We start from the raw sequence: 23,625 nt of genomic DNA on the forward strand, positions 1-23,625 counted from the left end.
CGACGAGCGGCGATGGCAGGGGGCAGCAGGATCTCTCCAGGTCAGCAGCCCTGCTGGGTTGGCCTCCGCCAGGGAAGGCCAACCCAGCCCAAAACCGAACAACGGGAACGGCCCCGGGGTGCATCCCGGGGCCGTTGTCGGTCGCTTGTCGTTCATCGCGAGAGGAACACGACCTTGTTGCAGAACATGATGACATCCCGCGAGCCGATCAATGCGCAGGGGGACGGGAACCCGAGCCAGGAGGACGAGGCGCTGCGCCGCGCCAGGGAGAACGACCAGAGGGGTGGGAGGCGGTGACCGCCACCGTCTACGGCACTGGGACCCTGCACGCCGTGGCCGTGGACGCGAGGCCCTGTCCCACCGATCCGGTGCCGGATCTGGTGGTGCATGAGTACGAGCGAGGCTTCCGTGCCGATCTGACGGCGTCCCGTGAGGCCGTGAGCGGTGTTCGCGCGCTGACCCGGAGGGTGCGGTCGATGCACGGCACCGACCTTGCCGAGTCCGCCGAGCTGGTGGTGTCCGAGCTGATGGGCAACGCGGTTCGGGCGAGCGACTCGCGCGAGGCGGTTCCGCTGGTCGTGGAGGTGCACGCCGCTCAGCCGGGCATCGAGGTGATCGTCCACGACACCGTCCCGGGCCAGCCGAACCGCGGTGAGGCCGCGCTGGACAGTGCCGAGGCGGAGTCGGGCCGGGGCCTGGGCATCCTCGACGCGCTGACCGACCGCTGGTCCGTCGAGCCGTCGACGGAGCCGTCCTTCACAAAGATGATCAGGTGCCTCGTCAGCCGAGCTGAGTAGCACCGCCGCCGTACGGGAGGGCGGGCGAGAGGAAGGTCAGCTCCTTCGGGCGCAGCCCCCTCGCGTCCGACGGCGCCGGAGATCACCGCCCGCCCGCTCCCCATCCCCCCAACAGCCCCAGGGACTCCACGTTCCTGGGGCTGCCTGAGTCTGCGATTTCAACGGAGGGCTCCATGAAGAACGTCCAGGACCTCGTCGGTCTGTCCGCTGTCCACCTGCCCGTCTCCGAGGCCGGCGTCGACTGGCGGCACAACGCGGTCTGCCGCGAGGAAGACCCCGAGTTGTTCTTTCCGATCGGCAACACAGGGCCTTCGCTGCTGCAGATCGAGGAGGCCAAAGCGGTCTGCCGTCGCTGCCCGGTCATGGAGCGCTGCCTCCAGTGGGCCCTGGAGTCCGGCGAGGACTCGGGCGTGTGGGGTGGGCTGAGCGAGGACGAGCGCCGCGCCATGAAGCGTCGCGCTGCCCGCAACCGCGCCCGCCAGGCCAGCGCCTGACCGTCCCGCCACCTGCAGCCCTGCGCTGCCCGGGCGCCACCGGACCAGCCCTCGCCGGCCCGGTGGCGGCGGAGAACGCAGGGACCAGGCCGTGCCAGAACTTGGTGCGGCCGCTCCCGGACCCACACCCCTCCGAAACCCTCAGGGAGATCCCCGATGGTCGCGAACACCCCGTGCAACCACACGCCGCTCTGCCCGACCGCTGGCAGCCCCGACCGCGAGGCCGCCCGCGTCATCGCCAGCCACCCGGAGCAGGGATGGAGCCTGCTGTGCAACGGGTCTGTTGTCTTCGAGGACACCGGCGAACTGCTGCCCGACGGCCGGGTCATCGCGCCGCACCGGCCCACGGACACGCCCGCTCCTCTCTCCATCCGCTTCACGGACACCAGCGTGCTCATTGGCGGCACGTCCGGCAGCGGGAAGACCAGCGCGGCCGCGACGAGGTCGAGCCGCCCGAGGACTTCCTCCAGCTCTGCGTGAACCTCAGGGCGGCCGCGGTGAACCTTGCGGTCACCGACGACGAGATCGACGAAGACGCTCGCACCTGGGCGGCCCTGCTCTGATCGCCACTCCCCGAAGATCCGACCACGGAAGGGCTTCTGCCATGCCGATCCTGCTCACCTTCGTGCTCGCCCTCGTGCTGGCTGTCGGCGTCGCGATGGTCCTGGCCGCCAACCCGAAGCTGCCGTTCTTCCGGCAGTTTTTCGGCGACGACGGGTCCGCTGAGCATCCCCGGACTACCAGCACTGACTGACCCCTGGGTTGCCTGTCGTCCCCGCCTGGCCACATGGGCGGGGGTGGCAGGGAGCTGCAGGGACTTCCCCCGGTCCCCCGCTCCACGGCCGGCCTCCCCCGTGGGAGGCCGGCCTTCCTGCTGCCGGGCCCGGTACGACCATCCCCCCGTACCCGGCCCGGATCCTTGTTCTTGTTCCTCCGTATCCAAGGAGCTGCTATGACCAGCCCCCCGCAGGTCGACGATCGCGTCGACCTGGACAAGCCGCCGGTCCGCGCAGGGCTGCCCGGTCAGCCGGACACCCTTGAGACTCGCGTCGTCCCGGCCGCGCCGACGGACGAGACCGAGTCGGACCCGCGCACGATGAGGGCGCTGGCGATCGTGGCCGGCACCGGCGGCGCGATCCTGGCGGCGATCGGGTTCACCGGCTCGTACAACACGCTGCGGCACCTGGCCGAGTCCAAGGGCTTCGGCCAGTTTTCGTATGCGTTCCCGATCGGCATCGACGCCGGGATCCTGGTCCTGCTGGCCATGGACCTCTACCTGACGCGGAAGCGGGCCTCGCTGCCGGTGCTGCGGTGGCTGGCCCACGGGCTGACCGCTGCGACGGTCGCGTTCAACGCGGCCGCCCCCGACGGGCCGCTGTCCGCGGACCCGCTCGCTGCGTCGATGCACGGCGTCATCCCGGTGCTGTTCATTGCTGCGGTGGAGGCCGCCCGCCACTACATCGGCCGGATGGCCGCACTGATTGCCGGGCAGGACCTCGGCAGCCCGCCGCTGTCGCGCTGGCTGCTCGCGCCGCTGCCCACGTGGCTGATCTTCCGGCGGATGAAGCTGTGGAGCCTGCCGTACGACGACGTGGTGGTCCGGTTGAAGGGCATCACGATCTACCGGCAGCTGCTGAAGAAGCGTTACGGACGCAGCTGGCGCCGGAAGGCGCCGGCCGATGAGCTCCTTCCGATCAAGATGGCCCGTTTCGGGCTCACGGTCGACGAGGCGCTGGAGATTCCGGCACGCGAAGCCGAAGCCGCCCGCCGCCGCGAGGAGGAGGCGGAGCTTCGGGAACGCGAAGCCGAGGACGCGCGGGCGCTTCGGGCGGCTGAGGCGGAGCTTCGGCAAGTCGAAACGGAGTCTCGGATCGAGACCGCGAAGATCGCCGCCAAGGCCGAGCGGGCTGCCGCCGAGGGCCGGTTGAAGGCCGCTGAAGCCGAGGCCGCAAACGCCGCCGATCTTGAGATTCGGCGATCCGAAGAGCGCCTTCGGGTGCAGCGGGCGGAGGCCGACGCCGAGATTCAGCGGCTGGAGAGCCAGACCGAGGCCGATCGCCTGCGCGCCGAGCGTGAGCGGCAGGAAGAGCAGGTCAAGTGGGCCGCGCGACAGCGGCAGTTGCAGCAGGAGACCGAGGCCTTCGAGTCGGCTGAGGCGGCTGAGGCGCGGGCTCGTGAGGCGCGAGCCGACCAGGAGGCCAAGGAGGCGGCGCTGGCGGCCGCGAAGGCAGACCGGGAGGCCGCCGAAGAACGTCACCGGGCCGCCGAAGCCACCCGCGACGCCGTCGAAGCCGAGCGGAAGGCCGCCGAAGCGGAAGCCGAGCGTGCTGCTGCCGAGCGCCGTACGGCAGAAGACCTGCAGGTGGCCGCCGAAGCCCGCCGCCGCGCGGCCGAAGACGACCAGGCCGCGGCCGAGGCCGAGGCGGAAGCCCGGCTCACGCTGCCGGAGCGGGACGCCCGCAAGGTCGCCCGGATGATCGTCGAGGCCGGGGGCGACCCGAAGGCCGTGACCCTTCCGATGATCGTGCGCGAGTTGGGCGTCTCCCAGACGACCGCCCACGAGCGCAAGACCCGGGCGCTGGAGTACCTCCAGGAGCAGCAGGAGCAGCAGGAAGGAGACGAGCAGCAGGCCGCCTGACCAGCGGAAACGAGCCCCTTCGACGGCTCCACCGGCCCCCGAGATGACGTCAACACCTCGGGGACACGGTGAAGGCGCCGAAGCGCCGGGTCCCACCCTCTCACCCCAACCTGCCCGTCAGGAAGGTGACCAGGGAGGTGACCAGCACAAACAACGGCCGGGCCTGCGTGGCAGTCCCGGCCGTTGCCCATCCCGCCCGACCCAGCGAATGAACGGAGGATCACGGAAACATGGGTGGATCCGCTTACTGGACAAAGGAGGTAAAACGGGCGGCTGTGCGATCCCCCAAGGACGGCGCCACAAGGCGTCTGGATCGGCTCCGCGGCGTACTGCGGACCGTCGATCGGGAGGTCGCCAACCGCGCCTGGCGCGAGGTCGCCGACGCCCTCCAGCGCGTCGCCGACCGCCACTCGGTGCGCGCATCCGCGCACTGGACCAACGAGATCAAACAGGCGGACAAGCGGTCCTCTAAGGACGGCGCGACCAAGCGCATGGATCGCCTTCGCGGCGTGCTGCAGAGGGTCGATCCGGTAGTCGCCAACCGCGCCTGGCGCGAGGTCGCCGACGTCCTCCAGAAGATCACCGACCGTTACACACGGTGATCGTTCACCCATTCATTCACCCCGGGGAAAGATGAACGAGACCCGGCCCTACGCGCGTACGTACGCGCACGAGGGCCGCGTTCACGTTCCCCGGTCGCAGACCGTGAGGGGAAGCGATGGAAATCCTGCTTCTCGCGTGCGCGTGGCTTGTGTACATGGCAGGCGCGCAGAGCGAGCAGGCGAAGGTCGGACTGTCCCCGGCGCAGCGGGACATCCTGAAGGAGCGGACGCGGCACGAGAAGGCCGTGCAGAAGATCGCCGACAAGCACGGCGCCGCTGCGCCGGCCGATCGCAAGGCGGGCGTCTCGCCGTGGAAGGAGCCGCCGGCCTCGGAACGCGATCCGGTGCTCACGCTCCCTGAGGCGTTCCGCTCGGGCTACCGCGGACACACCCGCATCGAGCGTGTGGCGACCCCAGTGGGCCGCCGCGCCGGGGGGTGGGCCGCACGAGGCGTGGCCTGGGCCGAGGACACCGGCCGGGGCGCGCTGCGCGAGTACCGCAAGCGCCGCAAGTCCGCCGGCCATGACGATCCGGCCCCGGTGCTCGTACCGCTGCCGCCCACCCGCCCGCCGGACGTACCGCCGGTGCCGGCGACGCCTCCGACGGCGGGCACCGATGGCGGCGGGCGCAAGGGCGTCTCACTGGAGAGGCCCGAGGAAGCGGCCGAGGCCAAGGAGCCGGAAGGCGCCGAGAAGCCGCCAGAGGGGGCCACAGAGCCTTCTGCAGGTGGCGATGGCTCCCCGAGCACCCCGGAGGCCTCAACAGGCCCTGGAGAGGCCGCAGATGGGCCTGAGCCACCCCCTCCCCCCAGGGGAGGGGTGGCGGACTGGGCGGAGTGGTACAAGTGGGCCCCCTCGGACGACAAGGACTCGTCCGATCCTGCGGAAACCCTGGAACCGCCCACGCCCGCAGCCCCGGAACCTGCCACGGCAGACGACAACGCCGGGACGGACACCGAGGCCAAGCCGGAAAGCGCCGGCACCGAGCCGGACCCCAAGGCCGAACCCGAGGGCGCCGCGGAGCCGAAAAGTTCCGAAGTGCCCACCGGCCGGGCCGAAACGGAACGCGCTCCCGCCGTGGCGGAGCCCGAAGGCGCGGCGGCCGGGGCCGAAGGCGCCGTTCGTGAACCTGAAAGTCCGGTGGCGGAGCCCGAAGGGGCCGTGCCGGAACCGAACAAGGACAGTGAACCGGCTGCCGCCGGTGGAGGAGTTGGGCGTATGGCAGCAGAGGTGACGTACGAGTCCGTTATGGACGAGAGCGATGAGCTCAACCTCATGTGCGACGAGGACTTCGCGACCTACGAGCGGATCGGCAAGCGCTGCGAGCGGGAGATCGGCAAGGGCGACTCGCTGATCGCGGAACTCACCGCACGCGGAGCCGGGCAGGGCCTCCTCGCGTGGATCACGCGCTGCAAGGAGGACTACGGCACGATCAACAGCCAGCTCGATCAGCTGAAGCAGAACACGAAGGCGCAGGGCGAGAAGGTCGTCCAGGCCAAGGCCCTGCTGGAGGCCGGCCAGGGCGTCTACGCGGACCAGGCCAAGGACATGGAGTCGGTCATGGACCGCGAGTTCTACATCTCCGACGCGGTCGACTCCGAGGACGCCTCCGCACACACCGAGGTGTACGAGACGAGGGGAGCCTGACCATGGGCGCAGCAACACAGGCCATCGGAGGCGCGGTGTCGTACGCGGCACTCCTGGTCAAGGCGGCGGCCTACGGCATCCGCGCCGGCACCACCAAGCGGGCCGTCGAGCGGCTCAAGGCCCGCTTCCTGGACCGCGGCGCCTCCGCCAAGTACCTGTCCGAGGCGATGGGCAAGCTGAGGGTCGACGAGCCGACCACGACCGCCTACATGGAGGTCTTCAAGCTGTCGGAAACGATGGCGGCCAACGTTGACGGCATCGTCGCCGGTGCCGACTCCCTGTCCTCCAACGCGCAGGGCCTGGCGCAGGAGACCGAGGCCGAGCACGGCCGGATGGCGGACCTGAACCGCACGCACCACGTGCAGATGGCGGACCGCGAGTTCATCAAGCGCTAGGCCACACCACGCCCACCTCCAAGGGCGGGACCGCTACCTGCGGTCCCGCCCTTCGTCTTCGCTGAAAACGGAGAAGAACCGGATGGCCACGACCACACCGACCAAGGAAGAGACGGAAGACAACGCTCCCCAGGAGCTGACCGGACTGCGTGCGCGGATGGCCCAGATGCACAACCCGGGCCTGTACGTAGGCTCCGGACTCGGCATCGCCTCCGGCTGGCTGTCCGGTGACCCGCTGCTGTACACCACCCTCGGCACCACCGGCGCCGCTGCCGCCTGGGCCGCGCTCGGCATGAACCCCGGCCCGTGGCGCTGGCTGCCCGGGCAGGGCGAGCCGTGGGAGTGGGCGTGCCGCAGTAGCCGGCGCGGCTACCGGCGCCGGGTCCGCCGGATGCGCCGCCGCCTGGAACGGGACCACGGATACGAACAGGCCGTCGGCTCCGACGGCCTGTTCGTTATCGGTGTCGTCGACGGCTGGCGCCACCGGGAGGACCGTGCCGCCCTGGTCCGCGCAGCGAAAACCGACTCCTACCGCACTCGGGCCGCGACGCTCCGCGCTATCTGGGCCAAGGCGCTGCCCGACTGGGAACGCGGCTGGTGGCGCCGCTACAGCCCGACGGAGATGGCTCTGCGGGCCGGTCCCCTCGCGGTGATCCCCGCCAGCAGCTACATCGACGTGCCCTGGTGGGCCCGCCTCCTCGTCGCCTCCACAGCGGCGACCTGGGGGGCGCAGGTGTGGGCCCTGCCGGATTCGGCGACCCCCGCCGCAGACGAGCACCCGGACGGCATCGACTGGTACCTGGGCCGCTGGGATGAGTGGATCGCCTGCGAGCAGGGTCCGCTGCCCGGGTCCAAGCTCGCCGACGTCCATCTGGACGAGGACAAGCTGACCGCGATCATCGTCTCCACCACGGCCAGGCCCGCCCTCGGCGTCGGCCAGGACGCGGTCTCGATCGCGTTCGAGGTACCGCCGCGCTCGGTCAACATCTACCGGCCTGACGACATGGCCGCATCCCGCGCCAAGCTCACCGTCAAGCTGCGGTCCAGGATCTCCGAGCTGGACATGGACGACCTGGCGGCCGTGTGGGAGGAATACAGCCCATACCACGGCAGCGAGCTGTACGACGCGGAGGAGACCGAGTTCGGCCGGCGCTTCAAACTGCTGATGCCGCGCCGAGGTGCCTCGGTCGCCGACGTGCAGCCCCTCGCCATCGCCCAGGCCCTGGACATGGACGGAGCGGACGCCGTCTCCCACCTGCACCTGCGAGTGATCGACGCCCGGCGCATCGAGGTCAACGAGATGTCCATCAACCCGCTCCAGGACGGCGTCCCCCTGGACCCGCAGGCGCTGGTCATGGACGACCAGGGCTACGTCACGGTCGGCAAGGACATCTACGGCGATCCCGCCCGATGGCGCCTGATGATCCCCAACGAGGGGAAGTTCGGGCTCACCGGCCAGCAGGGCATGTCCGCCGTGCACTCCTTCTCCTCCGGCACCACCGGCTCGGGCAAGAGCTCGCTGGAGGAGACACTCCTGATCGCCCAGATGATCAACGGGATCGTCGGGTGGCTGGCCGACGGCAAGTACGGGGCCGGCTTCGCCTCCTGGACCCACGTGCTCGACTGGATGGTCAAGAGCCACTACGGCGCGATGCTCATGGGCCAGGCCGCCGTCGACGTCGGCAAGTTCCGCTTCTCGACCCAGATGAAGATGCAGTGGCAGGACGCCGACGGCTACGTCATGGACGGCCGCAGCTTCTTCGTCCCCGGCGAGCCGTTCGCTCCGATGCAGGTCACCTGGGACGAGTTCAACGAGATGGTGATGGACCCGGCCAAGGACCACGTCAACCCACTCCTGGCCTACGCGTCCAACCTGGGTCGCCAGACACGGTCCGCCGGCATGGGCGCCCGGGTCTACGTCCAGATCCCCAACCTCGACTCCATCGGAACCAACAAGCACGCCAACGCCATCCGCGACATGCTCCAGTCCGGCAACATCGCCCTGTTCCGCACCGCACGCGCGGACATCGACGTGATGTCCCTCGGATCCAGGACCCCGAAGTTCCGCCTCGAGCCCATCCCGGAGACGTTCCCCAACGGCTCCGGCACCGGCGGCCTGGGCTACATCGCCGACGGCTCCGACCAGTACACCCAGTCCCGCATGATGTTCCACCCCAACCCGGTGCGCATCGCCCGCGAACTGCCCCGGCCGACCCTCACCACCTCCGAAGCCGACGCAATAGCCGACATGAGCCCCGCCGGCATCGCCTACCTGCGGCGGGACGAGTACCGGCACATGGACGCCGGCGAGGAAGAGGAGTTCCTGCGCGACCTGGTCAAGCAGGAAGAGGAAAGGCGCGGCAAGAACACGACCGTCGTCGACCTCGCCCCCGCGCCGACCATCCCGGGCGGAGCGGACATGGACGTCGAAGACGAGGACCTGGACGAGCTGGTGCCACCCAGCCGCTCCGAGCTCGTCTGGCGCGCCGTCGACCGCGGCGCCCGCCGCAACAAGCAGATCTCCGAGGCCACCTCCCTGAAGCCGACCAACGTCGCCAACGCCACGAAGCGGCTGCAGCGGCTCGGCAAGCTCACCCAGATCGACCGCGACTGGCACACCGTCGAGCCCATCGACGCCTGACCCACCGCCCCTTCCCCCTTCACGAAAGTTGGAGATCAACCATGGGTTTCACCCTCACCACATCCGGTCTCGCCCTGCTCGTCGCTATCGGCATCGGCATCTGGATGAAGAAGGACAGCAGCTTCCGCAAGCGGGAGTTCGCCGTGGTCTCGGTGTTCTGGATCCTCGTGATGATGACGCCCTACGGCGCGGACGGCGTCGAGAAGGTCCAGGAGCTGTTCGGCAACGGAGCCCGAGGCTTCAGCGAGACCGTCAACAACGTCTCCTCCAAGTAGGAAGACGCTCCGGCAGGGGGCGGCCAGCCATACGAGGCGGGCCGCCCCCTGCCGTTTCCACGCCTTCGGCCTCACAGCGAGGAGTTACACCCCATGTCCGACCACCCCGAACACGGGCGGGAGCTGACGGCTACGGAACATTTCGAGTCGGTCCGCCTGATCGCTGAAGGGCTCAGCGAAACCACCCCCACTGCCACCCGGTGGAGCGACGGCGTTCCCGCGCCGACCAAACGGACCGTGGGGGACGCTGCGCCCTTCGCCCAGCCCGGCCGGCCCCCCATGTCCGAGAAGGCCACCGACCACGCGATCCTCGTGATCGTCTACACCTGGGGCTCGCTGCCGGTCGGCGGCGCGATCTCCCTGGTGCTGTGGCGGCTGTCCAGCATCACCCCGACACAACTGACCATCGCTGGCCTGAGCGCCGCCGGAGTGTTCATCGCGATCGGCGCCGCCGCCCGGATGATCGGGCGAGCCTTCCGCGACGGCGCCTCCGCCCTGCCGGACCACACGGTCAACCAGTACACCGGCACCGTCTACGTCCAGCACACCGAACTGCACACCGAGACCCGGGGATTCGGCAGGACCAACAACCAGATCACCGACGGCAACCAGTAGCCCAGCCCGCCTGAAGCCATCCGCTCACGACGTGCTGACGTCTGCCTGTCCACTCCCGAACCCCGCCACGGGGGCCGGGGGCGGGCAGGGAGCCGGAACAGCCGCACCGCTGCACCCGGTCCACCTCTTCCCGCCCCGTCGGCCGTCTCCTCGCCGACGTGGCGCGGTGCTGCCCACCGTCCTGCCTTCGTCAAGAGAGGCGAACCTGCCATGACCACCAACTCCGCTGCTGGAAACGGCCACAAGCACGCGCTCCGGTGGCCCTCCTTACCCCGGGCACGCGGCTGGATCAGCCACCGGACCGGCCAGGCCCGGACGAAGCTGGCTCAGCTGTGGCGGTACGAAGCCGTCCGCCACTTGGCCTTCAGCGCCGCCGTCACCCTCCTCGGCGCCTGGCTGCTGGGCCAGCTTCTGCCCGGCATGCCCAGCGTGGCCGCCACGGTGGACGCGGTGGGCGCCACCATCGACGACCCCGTACGCCGCTACCTCGTCGCCCACACGCAGGAGCTACCCATCACTGCCGGCGCCACCTACAGCATCTGGAAGGCCCTCGGACTCGTCGCGTTCGTCCTCAGCGCCCTCCACAACGGCCCCGCCCGGTTCACCTGGACGGTGTGGGGCGCCGCCACCGTGATCATGGTGTTGATCGGAACTCCGGGGCCTGGTCGCCCGGTCGCCACTGCGGTCAGCCTCCTGGCGTGGGCCGCGCTGTCCAGCTTGGCGCTCCGCGGACTGCGTCTCCCGCCGCTCGCGTTCGTCGACGTCAACGTGCACAACGAAGCGCCGTCCCCTCCCGACGTTCAGGTCCACACGGAGATCCGTATGCCGAGGACCGAGCCGCCCCAGTTCCTGCCCTACCCCCTCCCGTACCTGCCGCCGTCGCCGAACTGACGCCTGCCTGTCCGCCCTTCGACCCCCAGCCACGGGGGCCGGGGGCGGGCAGGGAGCCGGAACAGCCAACGCGCCGCTGTCCCCACCACCCCTTGGCCGGCCGGTCCTGAGCGCGGCCAGCAACCACCACAGAGAAAGAACCTGCCCTGATGCTGCTGACCCTCTCCATCGCAATCGTCATCGTCGGCACCCTTTTCGTCCTGACCGGCCGCGTCCGCAAGACCCAAATGGACATCGCCGCGATGAAGGAAGCCGACGCCGCATTCAACGCCAACGTGGGCCGCGAGCGCGCGGCCGGCATCAACTACGAGACCTCCGAGTACCGGCGCCTGAGCCGTGCCGCCAACGAGGCCGCCGCCAAGGTCCCGACCCGTTACGGCGGCACCAAGCACCGCTGACCCTCTGCCGCACTACACCGATCCGAGGAAGGAGCCCGAGCTCCTAATGACAATCGAGACCAGCGCCGAGACTCGAGTGCTTGACTCCGCACGCGATGCTCAGCGCATCCTCGCCGGAATCAACGACGAAGCCGCCAGCGCTGTCGACACACTCATCCGCGAGCACCTGGCGCTGCGTAAAAGCGTCCAGCAGCTCAAAAGCGGGCTCCCCAAGTACCACGCTGACCCCGAACTGTGTCCGGCCTGCGACGCGTTGGCGCCGCAGTGTCCGTACCACGCCGGACGGGCCGAGGGCTGGATCGACCTCGCCAAGGTGATCCGGCTCGTCGCGGGCGACGACTCCATCTACGCCACGCTCGTGCTGGAGCATGCGGACGCAGCCGGAGACGACACATGACGCTCGCCACCGGCACCACGCTCTCCACAGCCCCGGCCGTGGACCCGCCTCAGGACGACCCACACCACGACGCCGACGCCGCGATCACCGCCCCGGAGGCAGCAGGGAACGCGGCGCTGGCCGCCGTGCGCACCGGGAAACGCGAAGTCGCCCAGCGAGTCATCGCCGAGATGCTCCCTGACGAGCGCGCCGACCTGGCCGCCCACCTTGAGGAACTCCGCAAACTGCTCGGCCCGACCTGCTCCGAGTGCGGCGCGCTCACCGAACTCGGGACGTGCACCACCGATCCCTCCAGCGAGGAGTGCCGCTTCCTCTGCAGCCGCTGCACGGCTGCCCGCCGCACCCGCTGAACGACCCCACCGGGCAGCCGCCTCAGGCCTCACCGGTTCGGCGCGTGCTGTTACCCCACCTCGACAAGGAGCCCCAGCCCATGGTCCTCGCGCTGTTCAACCGCACCCGTCACGCGTCCGTCGAGCCCCCGGCCACCGAGCCGTGGCCGGAACTCGGCGAGACCTGGACACCCGAAGGCGTCACTGTCGTCGAGCGGCACTGGAACCAGGCGATGAGCGCGATCGTCCTCGTGTACTCCGCCGACGTCAGCTTCTACGACCACGTTGTGGCCTGCCTCGGCTGCCACTTCAGCGCCGCGAAGAACCCGGACTCCCGACACGGTTCCAGCCTGAAGCTGACGGATGCGAGCCGGATCGCCACCGAGCACGCCACCAGGTGCCGGGCCCTGACCCGCGCCATCCCGGACCGGCCGGACGACGACACCGCCCGCGAACGGTTACGCAAGTTGACGCTCAGCTGGCAGCGCAAGTCCGACAAGGTCCAGATCATGCTCAGCGACTTCGACGTCCACCGCCTCACCCTCCAGCGCAGCAACGAGTGGATCGAGGCCGAGCTCCAGCAACTGGCAGTGGACCGGCCCGACGTCTTCGTCATACAGCGCAGCAACTACGACCACACGACCTTCTACTACTACGTCGTGCCCCCGCCCGAGAGCTGACCGGCTCCCGTACGGCCGCGCTCGCTGCTGGCAGCTCCACGGGCCACGCACGGTCCGCCCGACACCCAGCCAACGCCCTCCCCGGCCGGGGAGGGCGCCCTTGTGCTCCCGACGTCTCGAGATCAACCCCGCGCGTCAACGCCACAACTGGACAGGAGACCTCCATGGCTGACACTCCCGCCACACCGACCGATCGCACCTGGCAGCCGGTCACACTCGGCACCGCACCCGGCCGCAACAGCGTCATCTGGCACGACGACCGGGTCGACCAGCCCTCCCGCTGGAAGAAGGCCGGACGCGTCCTCGTGCCCCACCTCTTCCACCACCTGGTGCCGGAGTTCTTCATCACCCGCGTCCTGGACGTGATGGAGGCCAGCCCGCACATCACCTTCGTCGTCCCGACGGAACACGCGGTCAGGATGCGCGACTTCGTCCAGAAGCGCGAGGCCAGGATGCGGCAGCACGCCGCCCAGTTCGATGGCCCGCCGGACAACGGCCTACACGCCAGCCCGGCCGCCAAGTCCGCGCGGGCCCGCGCCGCGAAGCCCCCGACGAACATCTGGCTCGGGGTGACGGTCAACGACCAGTGGACAGCCAAGACGCGCGTCCCCGCCCTGCTGGAGACTCCGGCCGAAACAAGGGTCGTCCTCTGCGAGCCGCTGACCGGTCCCGTCGACCTGGACCGATTCCTGACCGAGCGCCGCGACGTCACCCACCCGGATGCCGACGCACCGCAGGACGCCGTCGTCGACGGCATGGTGCGCCACGGCGACCAGTGGCACCGCACCGAACGCCTGCACTGGGTCATCGCGGGAGGCGGGACCGGGCCCAACGCCCGCCCCCTACATCCGCAGTGGGCCCGCGACATCCGCGACGCGTGCGATCGGCACGACGTGCCCTTCTACTTCACCCAGCACGGCGACTACATCACGGCTCCCGTCGTCGACGACCCGGCATTCGGCGGCGGCCGCGCCTACGACGACCCGCTGCACGGAGGCCGCAGCTCGGCCTCGCTCCGCGAGCGAGGCCCCAGCGGCACCTTCCGGTCGGGCCCGTGGCGCGCGATGGAGCCGGGCGACCGCACCCGACACACCTGGATGCTCGACAAGGACACCATCGCCGTCCGCGTCGGCAGGAAGTCAGCCGTCCGCGAACTCGACGGCCGACTTCACGACGGCGTGCCCAACTCCTCGATGGCCACGAGGCCGTCAGCCGAGGCGGCGGCCACGCACTGAGCGCGCCGGACCGACGGTGAAGTGCCCACGGCTGCACCGGCATCCGACTCCACCCACACCCGTCCACGACTGGGACGGGCGACGAGAACACCCCACGGGCGGCTGGCGCGAGTACATCGCGCCTGCCGCCCGCTCACACTCTGATCCCCTACAGGAATCCTGATGACCAGCTGCTCCGAGGACACGGACACCACTCCGTTACCCCAGTCCATCGACCTGCGCTCCGTCGAGAACGACCTGCAGAAGCTGCGCGGCCGTCTCCGTACGGTCGCCGAGTTCATCCACGACCCGGCCCATGATTTCGCGGCCCGCCACGCGCTCGCCCTGCGCCTGGGCCTGCCCGTGCCGACTCCGGCGCCGGCCGCGCGGCAGACGAAGGAGGCCACCCGGTGAACCCGTCCCCGACCACCACCGAGCCCGGCACTCAGCCCTCGCTCGTCGACCAGAACCTCAAAGACGCGCTCGCCACCGTGGCATCGGAGATCGGCCGCACCGACGGCAAGACCTCGTTCCTCCTCGCCTTCAATGGCGCAGTCATGGCGGGCCTGGTGGGGTCGGCCGACAAGGATCTCCCCGTGCTGTGCCTCGTCGCGGGCGGACTCGCGGTCCTCGCCCTGGCCGCCTCCACCATCTTGCTGCTGCTCGTCGTCCTGCCCCGACTGCACGGCGCGGACCGCGCGAGCTTCCCCTACTGGGCTACGTGCGACACCCAGCAGATCCTCGCCGAGATGAGCGACGACCGCCGGGCTGACCGGCTTCGTGTCCTCTCTCAGATCGCGCTGCCCAAGTTCCAGGGGCTGAGGCGTGCCATCCGCCTCTCGCTGGCCGCCGTCGTGCTCATCGTTATCGCCGTCCTCGTGCTCATCGTGACCGCGCTCGCCTGACAGCAGAAGACCCGGCCCCGTGGCGACGCCGGAAGACGACCGCTCCGCCCGGCCCGTCACCCGACCCTGCACCGCCTGTCTTGCCCAACCTCCCTGGAGCCCGCTGTGAAGAACACCCCCGCCAAGAAGCCGGCCGCGAAAACGCCCCCCGCGAAGAGGTCACCGGCCAAGACGGCCGCCGTGAAAAGGGCCCCTGCGAAAAGGGCCACGGCGAAACGGTCACCGGCCAAGAGGACCCCCGCCAAGAGGGCTGCGGCGAAGACCTCGCCCAGTACCAGGATCGTGTACTGGCTCTTCCGCAGCATGGGGCGGAGCGCCAGGAACCTCGATCCGGCGCACCGCAAGGACGGCGCCGCGCTGCTCCTGCTCGCCAGCGCACTGATCGTCGCCGTGGGCACCTGGGCCGACCTGCAGGGGCCGGTCGGCGATCTCGTCGAGATCCTGGTGACGGGGTCCTTCGGCCGCCTGGACCTGCTGGTGCCGGTACTGCTCGGCGGCATCGCCGTGCGCTTCATCCGGCACACAGAGAAGTCCGAGGGCGACGGCCGTGTCCTCATCGGCCTGTCCCTCGTGGTCATCGGCGTGCTCGGGCTGATCCACATCGCCTGCGGCTCGCCTGCCCGCAGCGACAGCATGCAGGCCATACAGGACGCCGGCGGCCTGATCGGCTGGGGCGTCGCAACCCCGCTGACCTACAGCATGGGCGACGTGCTGGCCGTACCGCTGCTGGTACTGCTCACCGTCTTCGGGCTGCTGGTCCTCACGGCCACCCCGGTCAACGCCATCCCGCAGCGGCTGCGGGCGCTCGGCGCGCACCTCGGCGTCGTCCAGGAGCAAGCGGCCGACGTGCCCGGCGACGACGAGCGACACGAGGAGCAGAAGCGCGAGGCGATGCCCGCACGCTCCAGCCGCGGCGGGTCCGCCGGGGAGGCGAACGACTCCAGGGGTGTTCAGCAGGAGGCCCTCCCACCGCGCGGGAAACTCAAGGCCGCAGCAACGCCAGCGCCCGCCGCCGCCCAGCCGCACAGGATCATGCCGTCCCCTCGGGCCGTCCCCGACCTCACCAAGGTGCCGCCCGCTGGCGAGGAACGCGACCTTCCCGCGCGCGCGGAGCAGCTCCAGCTGTCCAACGACAGCACCTACTCCCTGCCAGCGCTCGACCTCCTCACGCGCGGGGGCCCCGGCAAGGCGCGCAGCGCCGCCAACGACGCGGTCGTCGCCTCGCTGACGAACCTCTTCACCGAGTTCAAGGTGGATGTCGCCGTCACCGGCTTCACCCGCGGGCCGACGGTCACGCGCTACGAGGTCGAACTCGGCCCCGCCGTGAAGGTCGAGCGGATCACCGCGCTGACGAAGAACATCGCCTACGCCGTCGCCAGCCCGGACGTACGGATCATCAACCCGATCCCCGGCAAGTCCGCGATCGGTATCGAAATCCCCAACACCGACCGCGAGATGGTCAACCTCGGTGACGTGCTGCGGCTGGCCGCGTCCGCCGAGGACGACCACCCGCTGCTGGTCGCGCTCGGCAAGGACGTCGAGGGCGGCTACGTCATGGCCAACCTCGCGAAGATGCCGCACATCCTGGTCGCCGGAGCCACCGGGTCCGGTAAGTCGTCGTGCATCAACTGCTTGATCACTTCCATCATGGTGCGCGCGACCCCCGAGGAAGTGCGCATGGTCCTGATCGACCCCAAGCGGGTCGAACTGACCGCCTACGCGGGCATCCCGCACCTGATCACGCCGATCATCACCAACCCGAAGCGGGCCGCCGAGGCCCTCCAGTGGGTCGTACGTGAGATGGACCTGCGCTACGACGACCTCGCGGCCTATGGCTTCCGGCACATCGACGACTTCAACGCAGCCGTACGAAGCGGCAAAGTGAAGGCGCCGACGGGCAGCGAACGGGAACTCCAGCCGTACCCGTACCTGCTGATCATCGTCGACGAGCTCGCCGACCTGATGATGGTCGCGCCGCGCGACGTCGAGGACGCGATCGTGCGCATCACGCAGCTCGCGCGCGCGGCCGGCATCCACCTGGTGCTCGCCACGCAGCGGCCGTCGGTCGACGTCGTCACCGGCCTGATCAAGGCGAACGTCCCCTCCAGGCTCGCCTTCGCCACCGCCTCGCTCACCGACTCGCGCGTCATCCTCGACCAGCCCGGCGCCGAGAAGCTCATCGGCAAGGGCGACGGTCTGTACCTGCCGATGGGCGCGAACACCCCTGCCCGAATGCAAGGCGCCTTCGTGACCGAGGACGCCATCGCGGCCGTCGTCCAGCACTGCAAGGACAAGAGGGCACCCGACTTCAGGGACGACGTCCTCGTGGACACCAAGCAGAAGAAGGAGAGCGACGAGGACATCGGCGACGACCTGGACCTGCTGTGCGAGGCGGCCGAACTGGTCGTCTCCACCCAGTTCGGTTCGACGTCCATGCTTCAGCGCAAGCTCCGGGTCGGCTTCGCCAAGGCCGGACGGCTGATGGACCTCATGGAGTCCCGAGACATCGTCGGGCCCAGCGAGGGCTCCAAGGCGCGCAACGTCCTCGTGAAGCCGGACGAACTGGACGGGGTGCTGGCGTTGCTCCGTCCCGAACCAGAGCGCGTGCAAGGAGAAGACGCGGACACCGACAGCCTCCAAGAGCGGGTCCAAACCGGAGCTGGCGGAGAGTAGCTGCGATGAGCTGCTCCCGCTGCTGCGCGGACGCCGTGAGCCGGGCACCACCGGACCTGACCCGTCGACCTGCCTGGGATCCAGCCGCCCGCCGGTCCTTCGCGGCGGTACAAGGCGTGACCACGCCCAGGTCCGTCATGGTCGGCCCGACCATCACCCCGACCACCTCAGCCCAGGTAACACGTTGCCTCACTGTGACCGGTGGTCGGGGCTGATGGTCGCCCGCGTGGTCGGGGGCCCAAAGTTCGGTAACTCCATGGACCTCCACTCGCCTTCGCATTCCGGCACCGGACGGACCGACGTCCGGGTTGCAGATCGCAACACCTCTCAGCGGCCGCCCGATCCCAGATCAGGCGGCCCACCTGCGTTTCCAACCCCTCCTGACTCCAGAAGGAGCACAACCTCATGCGTAAGATCACGCGAACCGGCGCCGCTCGTGGTGGCGCCATCGCAGTGGAAGGCCTCGAGTTCATCCTCCTGGCGGCGGTCGCCGGAGTCGGCGGCTGGGTGGCCTTCAACGCGCCTGGTCTCCCGCCCGCTTGGGCCGGAGTGGCCGCCGGAGTCTTCGGGCTCGGCCTCGCCGCCGGGGTCAACGACCTCCTCGACTCGTTCATGGCGTCGCTGCGCGCCCGCACCCGCACCTCGACGTCCCCGGCCGCACCGGGGTCCGAGCAGAGCGCGGAGGAGGCGACGCTTCCCAGCAACACCGATGACGTCCTGGAGCTCCTGACCGAGGCGGCGGCGGCCGGCGCCGCCCACCAGGCCGCGATGTACGCGGGGAAGGTCGACCCCGCGCACGCCCTGCTGAGCAAGACGGAGCTGTGGGTGGGCGTCGACGGCACCAGCGCCATGTTCCGTCTCGCTGAAGGCGCGTACGTGTACTACGAGAAGGACGAGAGCGGGACCCACCCGGCCCATCTGTACTCCTTCATCGTCCCCGAGACCGGGAACGAGCCGGTCCCCGTCACGTCCCTGGAGCAGGTGCGTGACCTCCTGGAACAGCACATCACCCGCGAGCTGAAGGACGAGCCGGTCGCGGCCTGACCCTGCCGGCCCTCTGTGCCGCCCCGGTCCCTCGCAGGCCGGGACGGTGCGGAGGCCCGGCAAGGGGGATCGTGCCCAGCGCGCACAGCTGAGGATCGGCGGTTCTTTACGGCGTAAAGAACCGATGCCGCCCCGGAGTTGATCCACGAGCCTCTCGTGCGGCCGGCTACGAGGTCACCAATGCGCCGGCCGCGTACGTGACTCGTCTTCTCCTGCCATGCCCCGCCAGGCGTGAGCTGATCAGCGGTCCCTGAGCGGCCAGCACACGCCTGATGTACGGCCCCGACCCCGCCCGACAACCCCTGTACCGACTCTCTGATCTGAGGAGCACACCCCTCCATGACCCGATCCGTCACCATCGAGCGACTGGCGCTCTTCGGTTGTCTCCTCGCCGCCTTCGGCGAGATCCACCCCTTCTGTGACCACTGGGCGCAGGGAAGCGAAACGGCCCGCTGCAAGCGTCTCTACGGCCGGCACCTCGTCTACCGAGACGGCGTGAAAGTCGGAACGGAGAAGGACGACCGCAGTGGCGAGCCGACCATGACCGCCAGCGAACGGGGCCGCCGAGCCGTCGCGCTCCACGTCGCGACGTACACCGCGATCCAGACCGGCGCGGCGACCGCCCTCACCCGCGCGTTCGGCTACCGAGTTCCGGCCTCTGCCCTTCTGGCCGGGGCCGCCATCAACGGCGTGACCCACGCCGCGATCGACCGCGGCGCCTTCTTCCTGTGGCTCGCGAAGAAAGCGCGCCAGACCGGCTACATCGAGCACTGCCAGGCGGTCCGCCTGGACAAGGACGACGACACCCCGAAGAAGGAGATCAACGGGCCCGGCACCGCGTGGATCGAACTCGACGCCGCGCTTCACCGGGTGATCGGCGTCTGCGCCGCCGCGGTCACCACCTGGCTCGCCACCCGCAAGGGCGGCCGCTGATGAAGGACCTCGATCTCAGCCTCGCGCCCGATCCCGTCGAACGCCTCGCCTCCCTGCTGCGCCTGCGCTTCGGGGAAGCCTGGATACCGGAGCCGGACGCCGACGGCTGCGGCGCACTGCTACGCACCCGGACCGGCCGCGCCATGTGTGCCACCCCCGACCCGGTCGCGAACCGCATCATCCTGCAGGCCTGGGTCGACTGGGACTGGGTGACCCCGACCACCGTCTTCACGGTCGACCTGGCGGGCCACCGCCACCTCGATCACTGGCTGTCGTGCGCAGACCTCACCGACGCCGGTCATGCCATGAAGAAGCTGATGAGGGGCCTGCTCGACCAACTCGAGTCGGTTCCGCTCCTCATGGACGGCGGGGAGGCCGTGGACCTGGACGCCGCCGAGCAGCAGCTCGGCAACCTCGCCGTACAGGCGGGTGAACTGGCCCGGCAGGCGAGCCAGTTCACCGCCCGGCTCGTCTACCGCAAACCCGTCGCAGCCGGCGCGAAGGGGCTGCTCCGCCTGGCTGGGCAGACCGCGCGCACCGCGACCCGCGTCGACCTGCTGCGCGGGCACATTCCCAACCACAACAGCGTCCCCCGCTGCTGACGGCTCCCCGTGCTGTCCCGATCCATCCCAGATCGGGACGGTGCGGAGGACCGGCCAGATCGGACGGCCCTACGGACGGCGGAGCACTTCCGCGTCCACCTCGGCGACTGCCGCCCCCTGATCCTGCGCACGATGGGCAGGGCGGCTCCGGCCGCCAGTCCTCCGTGCGCCTCCGACGCCCTTTGGAGGACTGCGTGCGTTCCCAGAGCGAGCCCGTGCCCGCCCCGCTCTCCCTGCCCGACGGCCCGTTCCTGCTCGCCTTGATCGGTGCCGCCGGCAGCGGCAAGAGCCGCGTCGCCCGGGCGTTCCCGCCCGACTGGCGGCTCGAATTGGACAACTACCGCTGGCAGGCCACGGGGTCGCCCGGAGACCAGACCGCGAACCCGATCGCGAGCGTGGTGTTCCGTGAACTGCTGGACGCCCGCCTCACCCGAAACCTGCCCGTCCTGGCGGACTCAACGAACAGTGAGCGCGTTGTGCGCGCCTACCTGCTCCAGCGTGCCCGGCACTGGCGGATGACCACCGTGGCGATCGTCTTCCGGTCCCGGTGGAGGAATGCCTGGCCCGGCAGGAGGCACGCACGAAGGCCAAGCAGGTGCCGCCCGACGCCGTCACCCGCCAGGCGGCCGGCGTGCCCACCCCCGACCAGTTGATCGACGAGGGCTTCGACCACGCGTACTACGCCGACGAACTCGATCTGCTCGGCCTGCTGCTGTCCCGCTCGGCCACCGCCGATCCCGACCCGCTCGCCGACGTACGGCGTACCTTCGGCGAGGACCTGGCCGCCGTCTTCGCCTGGCACCACGAGCGCGAGCACGGCTTCGCCACCGGGACCTTCGCCGTAGCCGGCCGTGAGATCACGGTGCGCTGGATGGACGACGGCGACCCATTCGACCACCACTGGCAGGCCCGCCTCAACGAGGCCTGCAGCGGCGGCTGCCCGGGCCCGCAGTGGGTGAAAGTCAGTGACGCGGCAGACCTGCAGTGCGTCTACCTCGGCGGCGCACCCGATGAACCCTGGTGCGACGGCTGCGAGAGTCACCGCCTGGCCGTCGGTTGACCGGAGACGTCCGATGGACGCCGCACTCGTGTCCTGACCCGTGACGCGAGCCTGCTCCGGCTGGCCGAGGCGCCGTCGACGAGGCCCACGCCGCGAAGCCGCACGGCGAGGACCTGGCGACGGTCAGCCCCGCCGAGATGGACGCGCGACGCGAGCGGGGAATCGCCGCGGACCGCGCCTTCCTCACGGCGGCCGCCGCCATCTTCCCTCTCGCCTTTACGCCGTAAAGAAGCTCACCTTTACGCCGTAAAGAAGCTCACCGCGCCCTGCGCGGCAAGACGTACCCGCCGCGCTCACGCACCGGACGCGATCCGGCTGCCCCTCAACGCCACATGCACGGGGCGCGCCCCTGGCCTGCAAGCACCGGACGCGCCCCGCTCCCCCAACGAATGAGGTCTCACGAGATGACCACAGCCAGCACCAGCACCGCAACCACTCATCCCGGACAGGTCGCTGCTACCTCCAGCGCGCCCGGGTGCAAGACCTGCGGCGGCCGCCGTGTCTCGACTCCTACGGCGGAGGCCAGCCGCGCGCCGACGCCGCCGCAAGGATGGCCGCCATTCGCCTCGGGGACGGCGCCCACGTCCACTTCTCTCTCACCGACGACTGCTTCGCCGTCGTCCGCGCCGTCGACCCGGACGAGGTGACCACGTGATCACCGAGGTCATCACCGCCGCCGCCCTCCCCACCGCAGGCTGGGCCCTGACCGCCGGACTGCTGGGCCACAAACTGCACGCCGCACGCCGCGACCCGCTCAGCCGCCTGTGGACCCGCATGCCCTGGATGCGGCGCACGGACCGGCTGATACGCCGGCACCAGGCCACCCACGCGCTCATGCTCGACCTGGACGGCTTCAAGCCGGTCAACGACACCTTCGGCCACCCGGCCGGCGACGCCGTCCTGCGGGCAACCGGCGCGCGCCTGGCCGACTTCACCGCCCAACACGGCGGACGGCACACCGAGTGCGCGCGCCTCGGCGGAGACGAGTTCGTCGCCACCCTCACCCTCAACGACAACGACGTGGCGACCTTCACCGACGGCCTGGCCCACGAGCTCGCCCAGCCCGTGCCGTGGCCCGGCGGCCCCCTCATTGTCACCGCCTCCATCGGCATCGTCGCGATCGCGGACCTGGAGCAGCCGTCCGCATCCACCGTGCTCAAGCGCGTGGACGAGGCCATGTACGCAGTCAAGAAGGCCCGAGGCGGACAGGGCCACCGCGCCCCGCGCCGCACCACCGCGGCCCACGGCACCGAAGCGAGCGTCCAGCCGGCAGAAGGGGCAAGCCGATGAACTCACAGGACAACAACGTGATCCTGGAGGGCTTCCTCGACGAGGAGACCTTGCCCGGCACACGGGATGACATCGCCCGCTTCCGCATCCATCTGGCGGCGGACGAGGACCGCGTCGACGATGCCGTGCTGCCCTGCGTCGTGGACAACCCGGTCCTGGCCGCCTCCGTCCTGCCCGAACGCAAGCGGGGAGACCTGCTCCGGGTCACGGGCCACCTCCGGCTCCCCCAGACACCGGACGGCGCCATGTGGCTGGAGGTCCACACGATCGACGTCCTCCACCCCACGCTGCTCACCGACCCCACAGACGAGGACGTCACACCGTTCATCGAGCGCTACGGCTCTTACGTGACCCTCTACGAGCCCGACGGCCTCATCCACGTGTGGCACGAGAGCGGCGAGCAGGTCGGCGTGACCGATGACCCGTCGGAGATCAGCGACCTCATCCACGCCTACGAACACCCCACCGCCTCCGGTGAGACAGGAGGCATCACGTGATCGACATCGCGTACGCCTGCGCCCTCTACCCCATCGCCGGCTACCAGCTCACCGCAGCTGCCCTGCGCGCCGCCCTCACGGCGGCCGTCGGCGACAAGCGCGACCAGATCCGCGAACCCCTCGCCAAGGAGAAGGAGGGACCCCGATGAACACCACTCCTGAGATCACGCTCACTGGCGCGCTCGCCGAGCAAGCCGTCCTCGACGACGGCCAGGCCCGATTCCGCCTGCTGCTCGCACCCGAGGGCGACGACGGCCAGGAGCTCACCCCGCAGGAACACGACGTCCGCGAAGCGGTCCTCCCCTGCTCCCTGGCCGATCCCTTCTACGCGGCGGATGTCGCCGCGCTCCCGCCCGGAGCCCCGCTCAAGGTCACCGGCTACCTCTCGCTGCCCGACCAGCCGACCACGCCCCTGCGCCTGGTCGTGCTCACGGTTCAGCCCGATAACCCGGAGCACGAGGCCTTCGCCGACCCGGCGCCTTCACTCCCGCAGCGCCCGGCACTTCGCCTCGTCCGCGCCAGCGGACCGACCGAGCACTGAACAACCGAACCCCGCGCGGGCAGGCCCGCTGCGGCCTGCCCGCACGTACCCCTGTGAACCGAAGGACT

28 protein-coding genes and 1 pseudogene are annotated in these 23,625 nt (G+C 70.2%); all 29 read left to right on the plus strand.

From position 1 onward, the window contains the following. Positions 1-293: 293 nt before the first annotated feature. The 29 genes and pseudogenes from QC385_RS15935 to QC385_RS16075 all read left to right on the plus strand — a co-directional run bounded on the left by QC385_RS15935 (position 294) and on the right by QC385_RS16075 (position 23,557). Positions 294-797 carry an ATP-binding protein gene (locus tag QC385_RS15935; protein WP_279541956.1) on the plus strand — a complete coding sequence of 168 codons (504 nt, stop codon included), beginning with the start codon at positions 294-296 and terminating at the stop codon, positions 795-797. Between the two features lie 173 nt (positions 798-970). After that, entirely contained in the window at positions 971-1,291 is a 321-nt protein-coding gene (locus tag QC385_RS15940; RefSeq protein ID WP_279541957.1) for a WhiB family transcriptional regulator, read from the plus strand. A 156-nt stretch (positions 1,292-1,447) separates the two neighbouring features. Next, positions 1,448-1,636 (plus strand): annotated as a pseudogene (locus QC385_RS15945) (DUF5999 family protein); the annotation flags it as partial. Positions 1,637-1,895: 259 nt separating this feature from the next. Then, entirely contained in the window at positions 1,896-2,045 is a 150-nt protein-coding gene (locus QC385_RS15950) for a hypothetical protein (protein WP_279541958.1), read from the plus strand. Between the two features lie 342 nt (positions 2,046-2,387). Then, positions 2,388-3,929, plus strand: a complete 1,542-nt coding sequence (locus QC385_RS15955; protein ID WP_279541959.1) for a DUF2637 domain-containing protein — start codon at positions 2,388-2,390, stop codon at positions 3,927-3,929. Positions 3,930-4,204: 275 nt separating this feature from the next. Further along, on the plus strand, positions 4,205-4,531 hold the full coding sequence (locus QC385_RS15960; RefSeq protein WP_279541960.1) for a hypothetical protein: 327 nt from the start codon (positions 4,205-4,207) through the stop codon (positions 4,529-4,531). A gap of 155 nt (positions 4,532-4,686) precedes the next feature. After that, the gene (locus QC385_RS15965) at positions 4,687-6,177 is read left to right on the plus strand and encodes a hypothetical protein (RefSeq protein WP_279541961.1); all 1,491 of its coding nucleotides are present in this window, start codon (positions 4,687-4,689) and stop codon (positions 6,175-6,177) included. Between the two features lie 2 nt (positions 6,178-6,179). Next, the gene (locus tag QC385_RS15970; RefSeq protein WP_279541962.1) at positions 6,180-6,572 is read left to right on the plus strand and encodes a hypothetical protein; all 393 of its coding nucleotides are present in this window, start codon (positions 6,180-6,182) and stop codon (positions 6,570-6,572) included. An 82-nt stretch (positions 6,573-6,654) separates the two neighbouring features. Further along, positions 6,655-9,213: a hypothetical protein gene (locus tag QC385_RS15975; RefSeq protein ID WP_279541963.1), complete on the plus strand. Its 2,559-nt coding sequence runs from the start codon at positions 6,655-6,657 to the stop codon at positions 9,211-9,213. 41 nt (positions 9,214-9,254) lie between these two features. After that, on the plus strand, positions 9,255-9,488 hold the full coding sequence (locus tag QC385_RS15980; RefSeq protein ID WP_279541964.1) for a hypothetical protein: 234 nt from the start codon (positions 9,255-9,257) through the stop codon (positions 9,486-9,488). Between the two features lie 93 nt (positions 9,489-9,581). Next, positions 9,582-10,103, plus strand: coding sequence for a hypothetical protein (locus tag QC385_RS15985; RefSeq protein ID WP_279541965.1), 522 nt, complete (start codon positions 9,582-9,584; stop codon positions 10,101-10,103). A 210-nt stretch (positions 10,104-10,313) separates the two neighbouring features. Beyond that, positions 10,314-10,994: a hypothetical protein gene (locus QC385_RS15990; protein ID WP_279541966.1), complete on the plus strand. Its 681-nt coding sequence runs from the start codon at positions 10,314-10,316 to the stop codon at positions 10,992-10,994. 149 nt (positions 10,995-11,143) lie between these two features. Beyond that, positions 11,144-11,392, plus strand: coding sequence for a hypothetical protein (locus QC385_RS15995; RefSeq protein WP_279541967.1), 249 nt, complete (start codon positions 11,144-11,146; stop codon positions 11,390-11,392). Positions 11,393-11,438: 46 nt separating this feature from the next. Next, positions 11,439-11,789, plus strand: a complete 351-nt coding sequence (locus QC385_RS16000) for a hypothetical protein (protein WP_279541968.1) — start codon at positions 11,439-11,441, stop codon at positions 11,787-11,789. Continuing rightward, complete coding sequence (locus QC385_RS16005; protein WP_279541969.1) at positions 11,786-12,139, plus strand: hypothetical protein; 354 nt, start codon at positions 11,786-11,788, stop codon at positions 12,137-12,139. Before QC385_RS16000 ends, QC385_RS16005 begins: the two co-directional genes overlap by 4 nt. A gap of 44 nt (positions 12,140-12,183) precedes the next feature. Next, positions 12,184-12,798 (plus strand): hypothetical protein, encoded by a 615-nt coding sequence (locus QC385_RS16010; protein ID WP_279541970.1) that lies wholly within the window; start codon positions 12,184-12,186, stop codon positions 12,796-12,798. Between the two features lie 164 nt (positions 12,799-12,962). After that, positions 12,963-14,033: a DUF5131 family protein gene (locus QC385_RS16015; RefSeq protein WP_279541971.1), complete on the plus strand. Its 1,071-nt coding sequence runs from the start codon at positions 12,963-12,965 to the stop codon at positions 14,031-14,033. A gap of 162 nt (positions 14,034-14,195) precedes the next feature. Continuing rightward, the gene (locus QC385_RS16020) at positions 14,196-14,426 is read left to right on the plus strand and encodes a hypothetical protein (protein WP_279541972.1); all 231 of its coding nucleotides are present in this window, start codon (positions 14,196-14,198) and stop codon (positions 14,424-14,426) included. Next, positions 14,423-14,917, plus strand: coding sequence for a Pycsar system effector family protein (locus QC385_RS16025; RefSeq protein WP_279541973.1), 495 nt, complete (start codon positions 14,423-14,425; stop codon positions 14,915-14,917). The genes QC385_RS16020 and QC385_RS16025 overlap by 4 nt, the downstream gene beginning before the upstream one ends. A gap of 75 nt (positions 14,918-14,992) precedes the next feature. Next, on the plus strand, positions 14,993-17,590 hold the full coding sequence (locus QC385_RS16035) for a DNA translocase FtsK 4TM domain-containing protein (protein ID WP_443032921.1): 2,598 nt from the start codon (positions 14,993-14,995) through the stop codon (positions 17,588-17,590). Between the two features lie 405 nt (positions 17,591-17,995). Beyond that, the gene (locus QC385_RS16040; protein WP_279541976.1) at positions 17,996-18,634 is read left to right on the plus strand and encodes a hypothetical protein; all 639 of its coding nucleotides are present in this window, start codon (positions 17,996-17,998) and stop codon (positions 18,632-18,634) included. Between the two features lie 339 nt (positions 18,635-18,973). Continuing rightward, positions 18,974-19,567 carry a hypothetical protein gene (locus QC385_RS16045; RefSeq protein WP_279541977.1) on the plus strand — a complete coding sequence of 198 codons (594 nt, stop codon included), beginning with the start codon at positions 18,974-18,976 and terminating at the stop codon, positions 19,565-19,567. Beyond that, on the plus strand, positions 19,567-20,169 hold the full coding sequence (locus QC385_RS16050) for a hypothetical protein (protein WP_279541978.1): 603 nt from the start codon (positions 19,567-19,569) through the stop codon (positions 20,167-20,169). The genes QC385_RS16045 and QC385_RS16050 overlap by 1 nt, the downstream gene beginning before the upstream one ends. A 215-nt stretch (positions 20,170-20,384) precedes the next feature. Then, a complete protein-coding gene (locus QC385_RS44240; protein WP_443032922.1) occupies positions 20,385-20,822 on the plus strand; it encodes an AAA family ATPase in 438 nt (145 codons plus the stop codon). Further along, positions 20,717-21,229: a hypothetical protein gene (locus tag QC385_RS16055; protein WP_279541979.1), complete on the plus strand. Its 513-nt coding sequence runs from the start codon at positions 20,717-20,719 to the stop codon at positions 21,227-21,229. Before QC385_RS44240 ends, QC385_RS16055 begins: the two co-directional genes overlap by 106 nt. A gap of 651 nt (positions 21,230-21,880) precedes the next feature. Then, positions 21,881-22,519, plus strand: coding sequence for a GGDEF domain-containing protein (locus tag QC385_RS16060; protein ID WP_279541980.1), 639 nt, complete (start codon positions 21,881-21,883; stop codon positions 22,517-22,519). Then, positions 22,516-23,016 (plus strand): hypothetical protein, encoded by a 501-nt coding sequence (locus QC385_RS16065; protein WP_279541981.1) that lies wholly within the window; start codon positions 22,516-22,518, stop codon positions 23,014-23,016. The genes QC385_RS16060 and QC385_RS16065 overlap by 4 nt, the downstream gene beginning before the upstream one ends. Next, positions 23,013-23,165 carry a hypothetical protein gene (locus QC385_RS16070; RefSeq protein WP_279541982.1) on the plus strand — a complete coding sequence of 51 codons (153 nt, stop codon included), beginning with the start codon at positions 23,013-23,015 and terminating at the stop codon, positions 23,163-23,165. The genes QC385_RS16065 and QC385_RS16070 overlap by 4 nt, the downstream gene beginning before the upstream one ends. Continuing rightward, positions 23,162-23,557, plus strand: a complete 396-nt coding sequence (locus QC385_RS16075; protein WP_279541983.1) for a hypothetical protein — start codon at positions 23,162-23,164, stop codon at positions 23,555-23,557. The genes QC385_RS16070 and QC385_RS16075 overlap by 4 nt, the downstream gene beginning before the upstream one ends. Positions 23,558-23,625: the final 68 nt, after the last annotated feature.

This window comes from Streptomyces sp. DH10 (assembly GCF_029813805.1).
Lineage (GTDB): Bacteria > Actinomycetota > Actinomycetes > Streptomycetales > Streptomycetaceae > Streptomyces > Streptomyces coeruleofuscus.

Coding starts and splice junctions, on each gene's coding strand:
- QC385_RS15940 (WP_279541957.1), top strand. CDS start 971: ATGAAGAACGTCCAGGACCTCGTCGGTCTGTCCGCTGTCCACCTGCCC.
- QC385_RS15950 (WP_279541958.1), top strand. CDS start 1,896: ATGCCGATCCTGCTCACCTTCGTGCTCGCCCTCGTGCTGGCTGTCGGC.
- QC385_RS15955 (WP_279541959.1), top strand. CDS start 2,388: ATGAGGGCGCTGGCGATCGTGGCCGGCACCGGCGGCGCGATCCTGGCG.
- QC385_RS15965 (WP_279541961.1), top strand. CDS start 4,687: ATGGCAGGCGCGCAGAGCGAGCAGGCGAAGGTCGGACTGTCCCCGGCG.
- QC385_RS15970 (WP_279541962.1), top strand. CDS start 6,180: ATGGGCGCAGCAACACAGGCCATCGGAGGCGCGGTGTCGTACGCGGCA.
- QC385_RS15975 (WP_279541963.1), top strand. CDS start 6,655: ATGGCCACGACCACACCGACCAAGGAAGAGACGGAAGACAACGCTCCC.
- QC385_RS15980 (WP_279541964.1), top strand. CDS start 9,255: ATGGGTTTCACCCTCACCACATCCGGTCTCGCCCTGCTCGTCGCTATC.
- QC385_RS15985 (WP_279541965.1), top strand. CDS start 9,582: ATGTCCGACCACCCCGAACACGGGCGGGAGCTGACGGCTACGGAACAT.
- QC385_RS15990 (WP_279541966.1), top strand. CDS start 10,314: ATGACCACCAACTCCGCTGCTGGAAACGGCCACAAGCACGCGCTCCGG.
- QC385_RS15995 (WP_279541967.1), top strand. CDS start 11,144: ATGCTGCTGACCCTCTCCATCGCAATCGTCATCGTCGGCACCCTTTTC.
- QC385_RS16000 (WP_279541968.1), top strand. CDS start 11,439: ATGACAATCGAGACCAGCGCCGAGACTCGAGTGCTTGACTCCGCACGC.
- QC385_RS16005 (WP_279541969.1), top strand. CDS start 11,786: ATGACGCTCGCCACCGGCACCACGCTCTCCACAGCCCCGGCCGTGGAC.
- QC385_RS16015 (WP_279541971.1), top strand. CDS start 12,963: ATGGCTGACACTCCCGCCACACCGACCGATCGCACCTGGCAGCCGGTC.
- QC385_RS16020 (WP_279541972.1), top strand. CDS start 14,196: ATGACCAGCTGCTCCGAGGACACGGACACCACTCCGTTACCCCAGTCC.
- QC385_RS16040 (WP_279541976.1), top strand. CDS start 17,996: ATGCGTAAGATCACGCGAACCGGCGCCGCTCGTGGTGGCGCCATCGCA.
- QC385_RS16045 (WP_279541977.1), top strand. CDS start 18,974: ATGACCCGATCCGTCACCATCGAGCGACTGGCGCTCTTCGGTTGTCTC.
- QC385_RS16050 (WP_279541978.1), top strand. CDS start 19,567: ATGAAGGACCTCGATCTCAGCCTCGCGCCCGATCCCGTCGAACGCCTC.
- QC385_RS16065 (WP_279541981.1), top strand. CDS start 22,516: ATGAACTCACAGGACAACAACGTGATCCTGGAGGGCTTCCTCGACGAG.
- QC385_RS16075 (WP_279541983.1), top strand. CDS start 23,162: ATGAACACCACTCCTGAGATCACGCTCACTGGCGCGCTCGCCGAGCAA.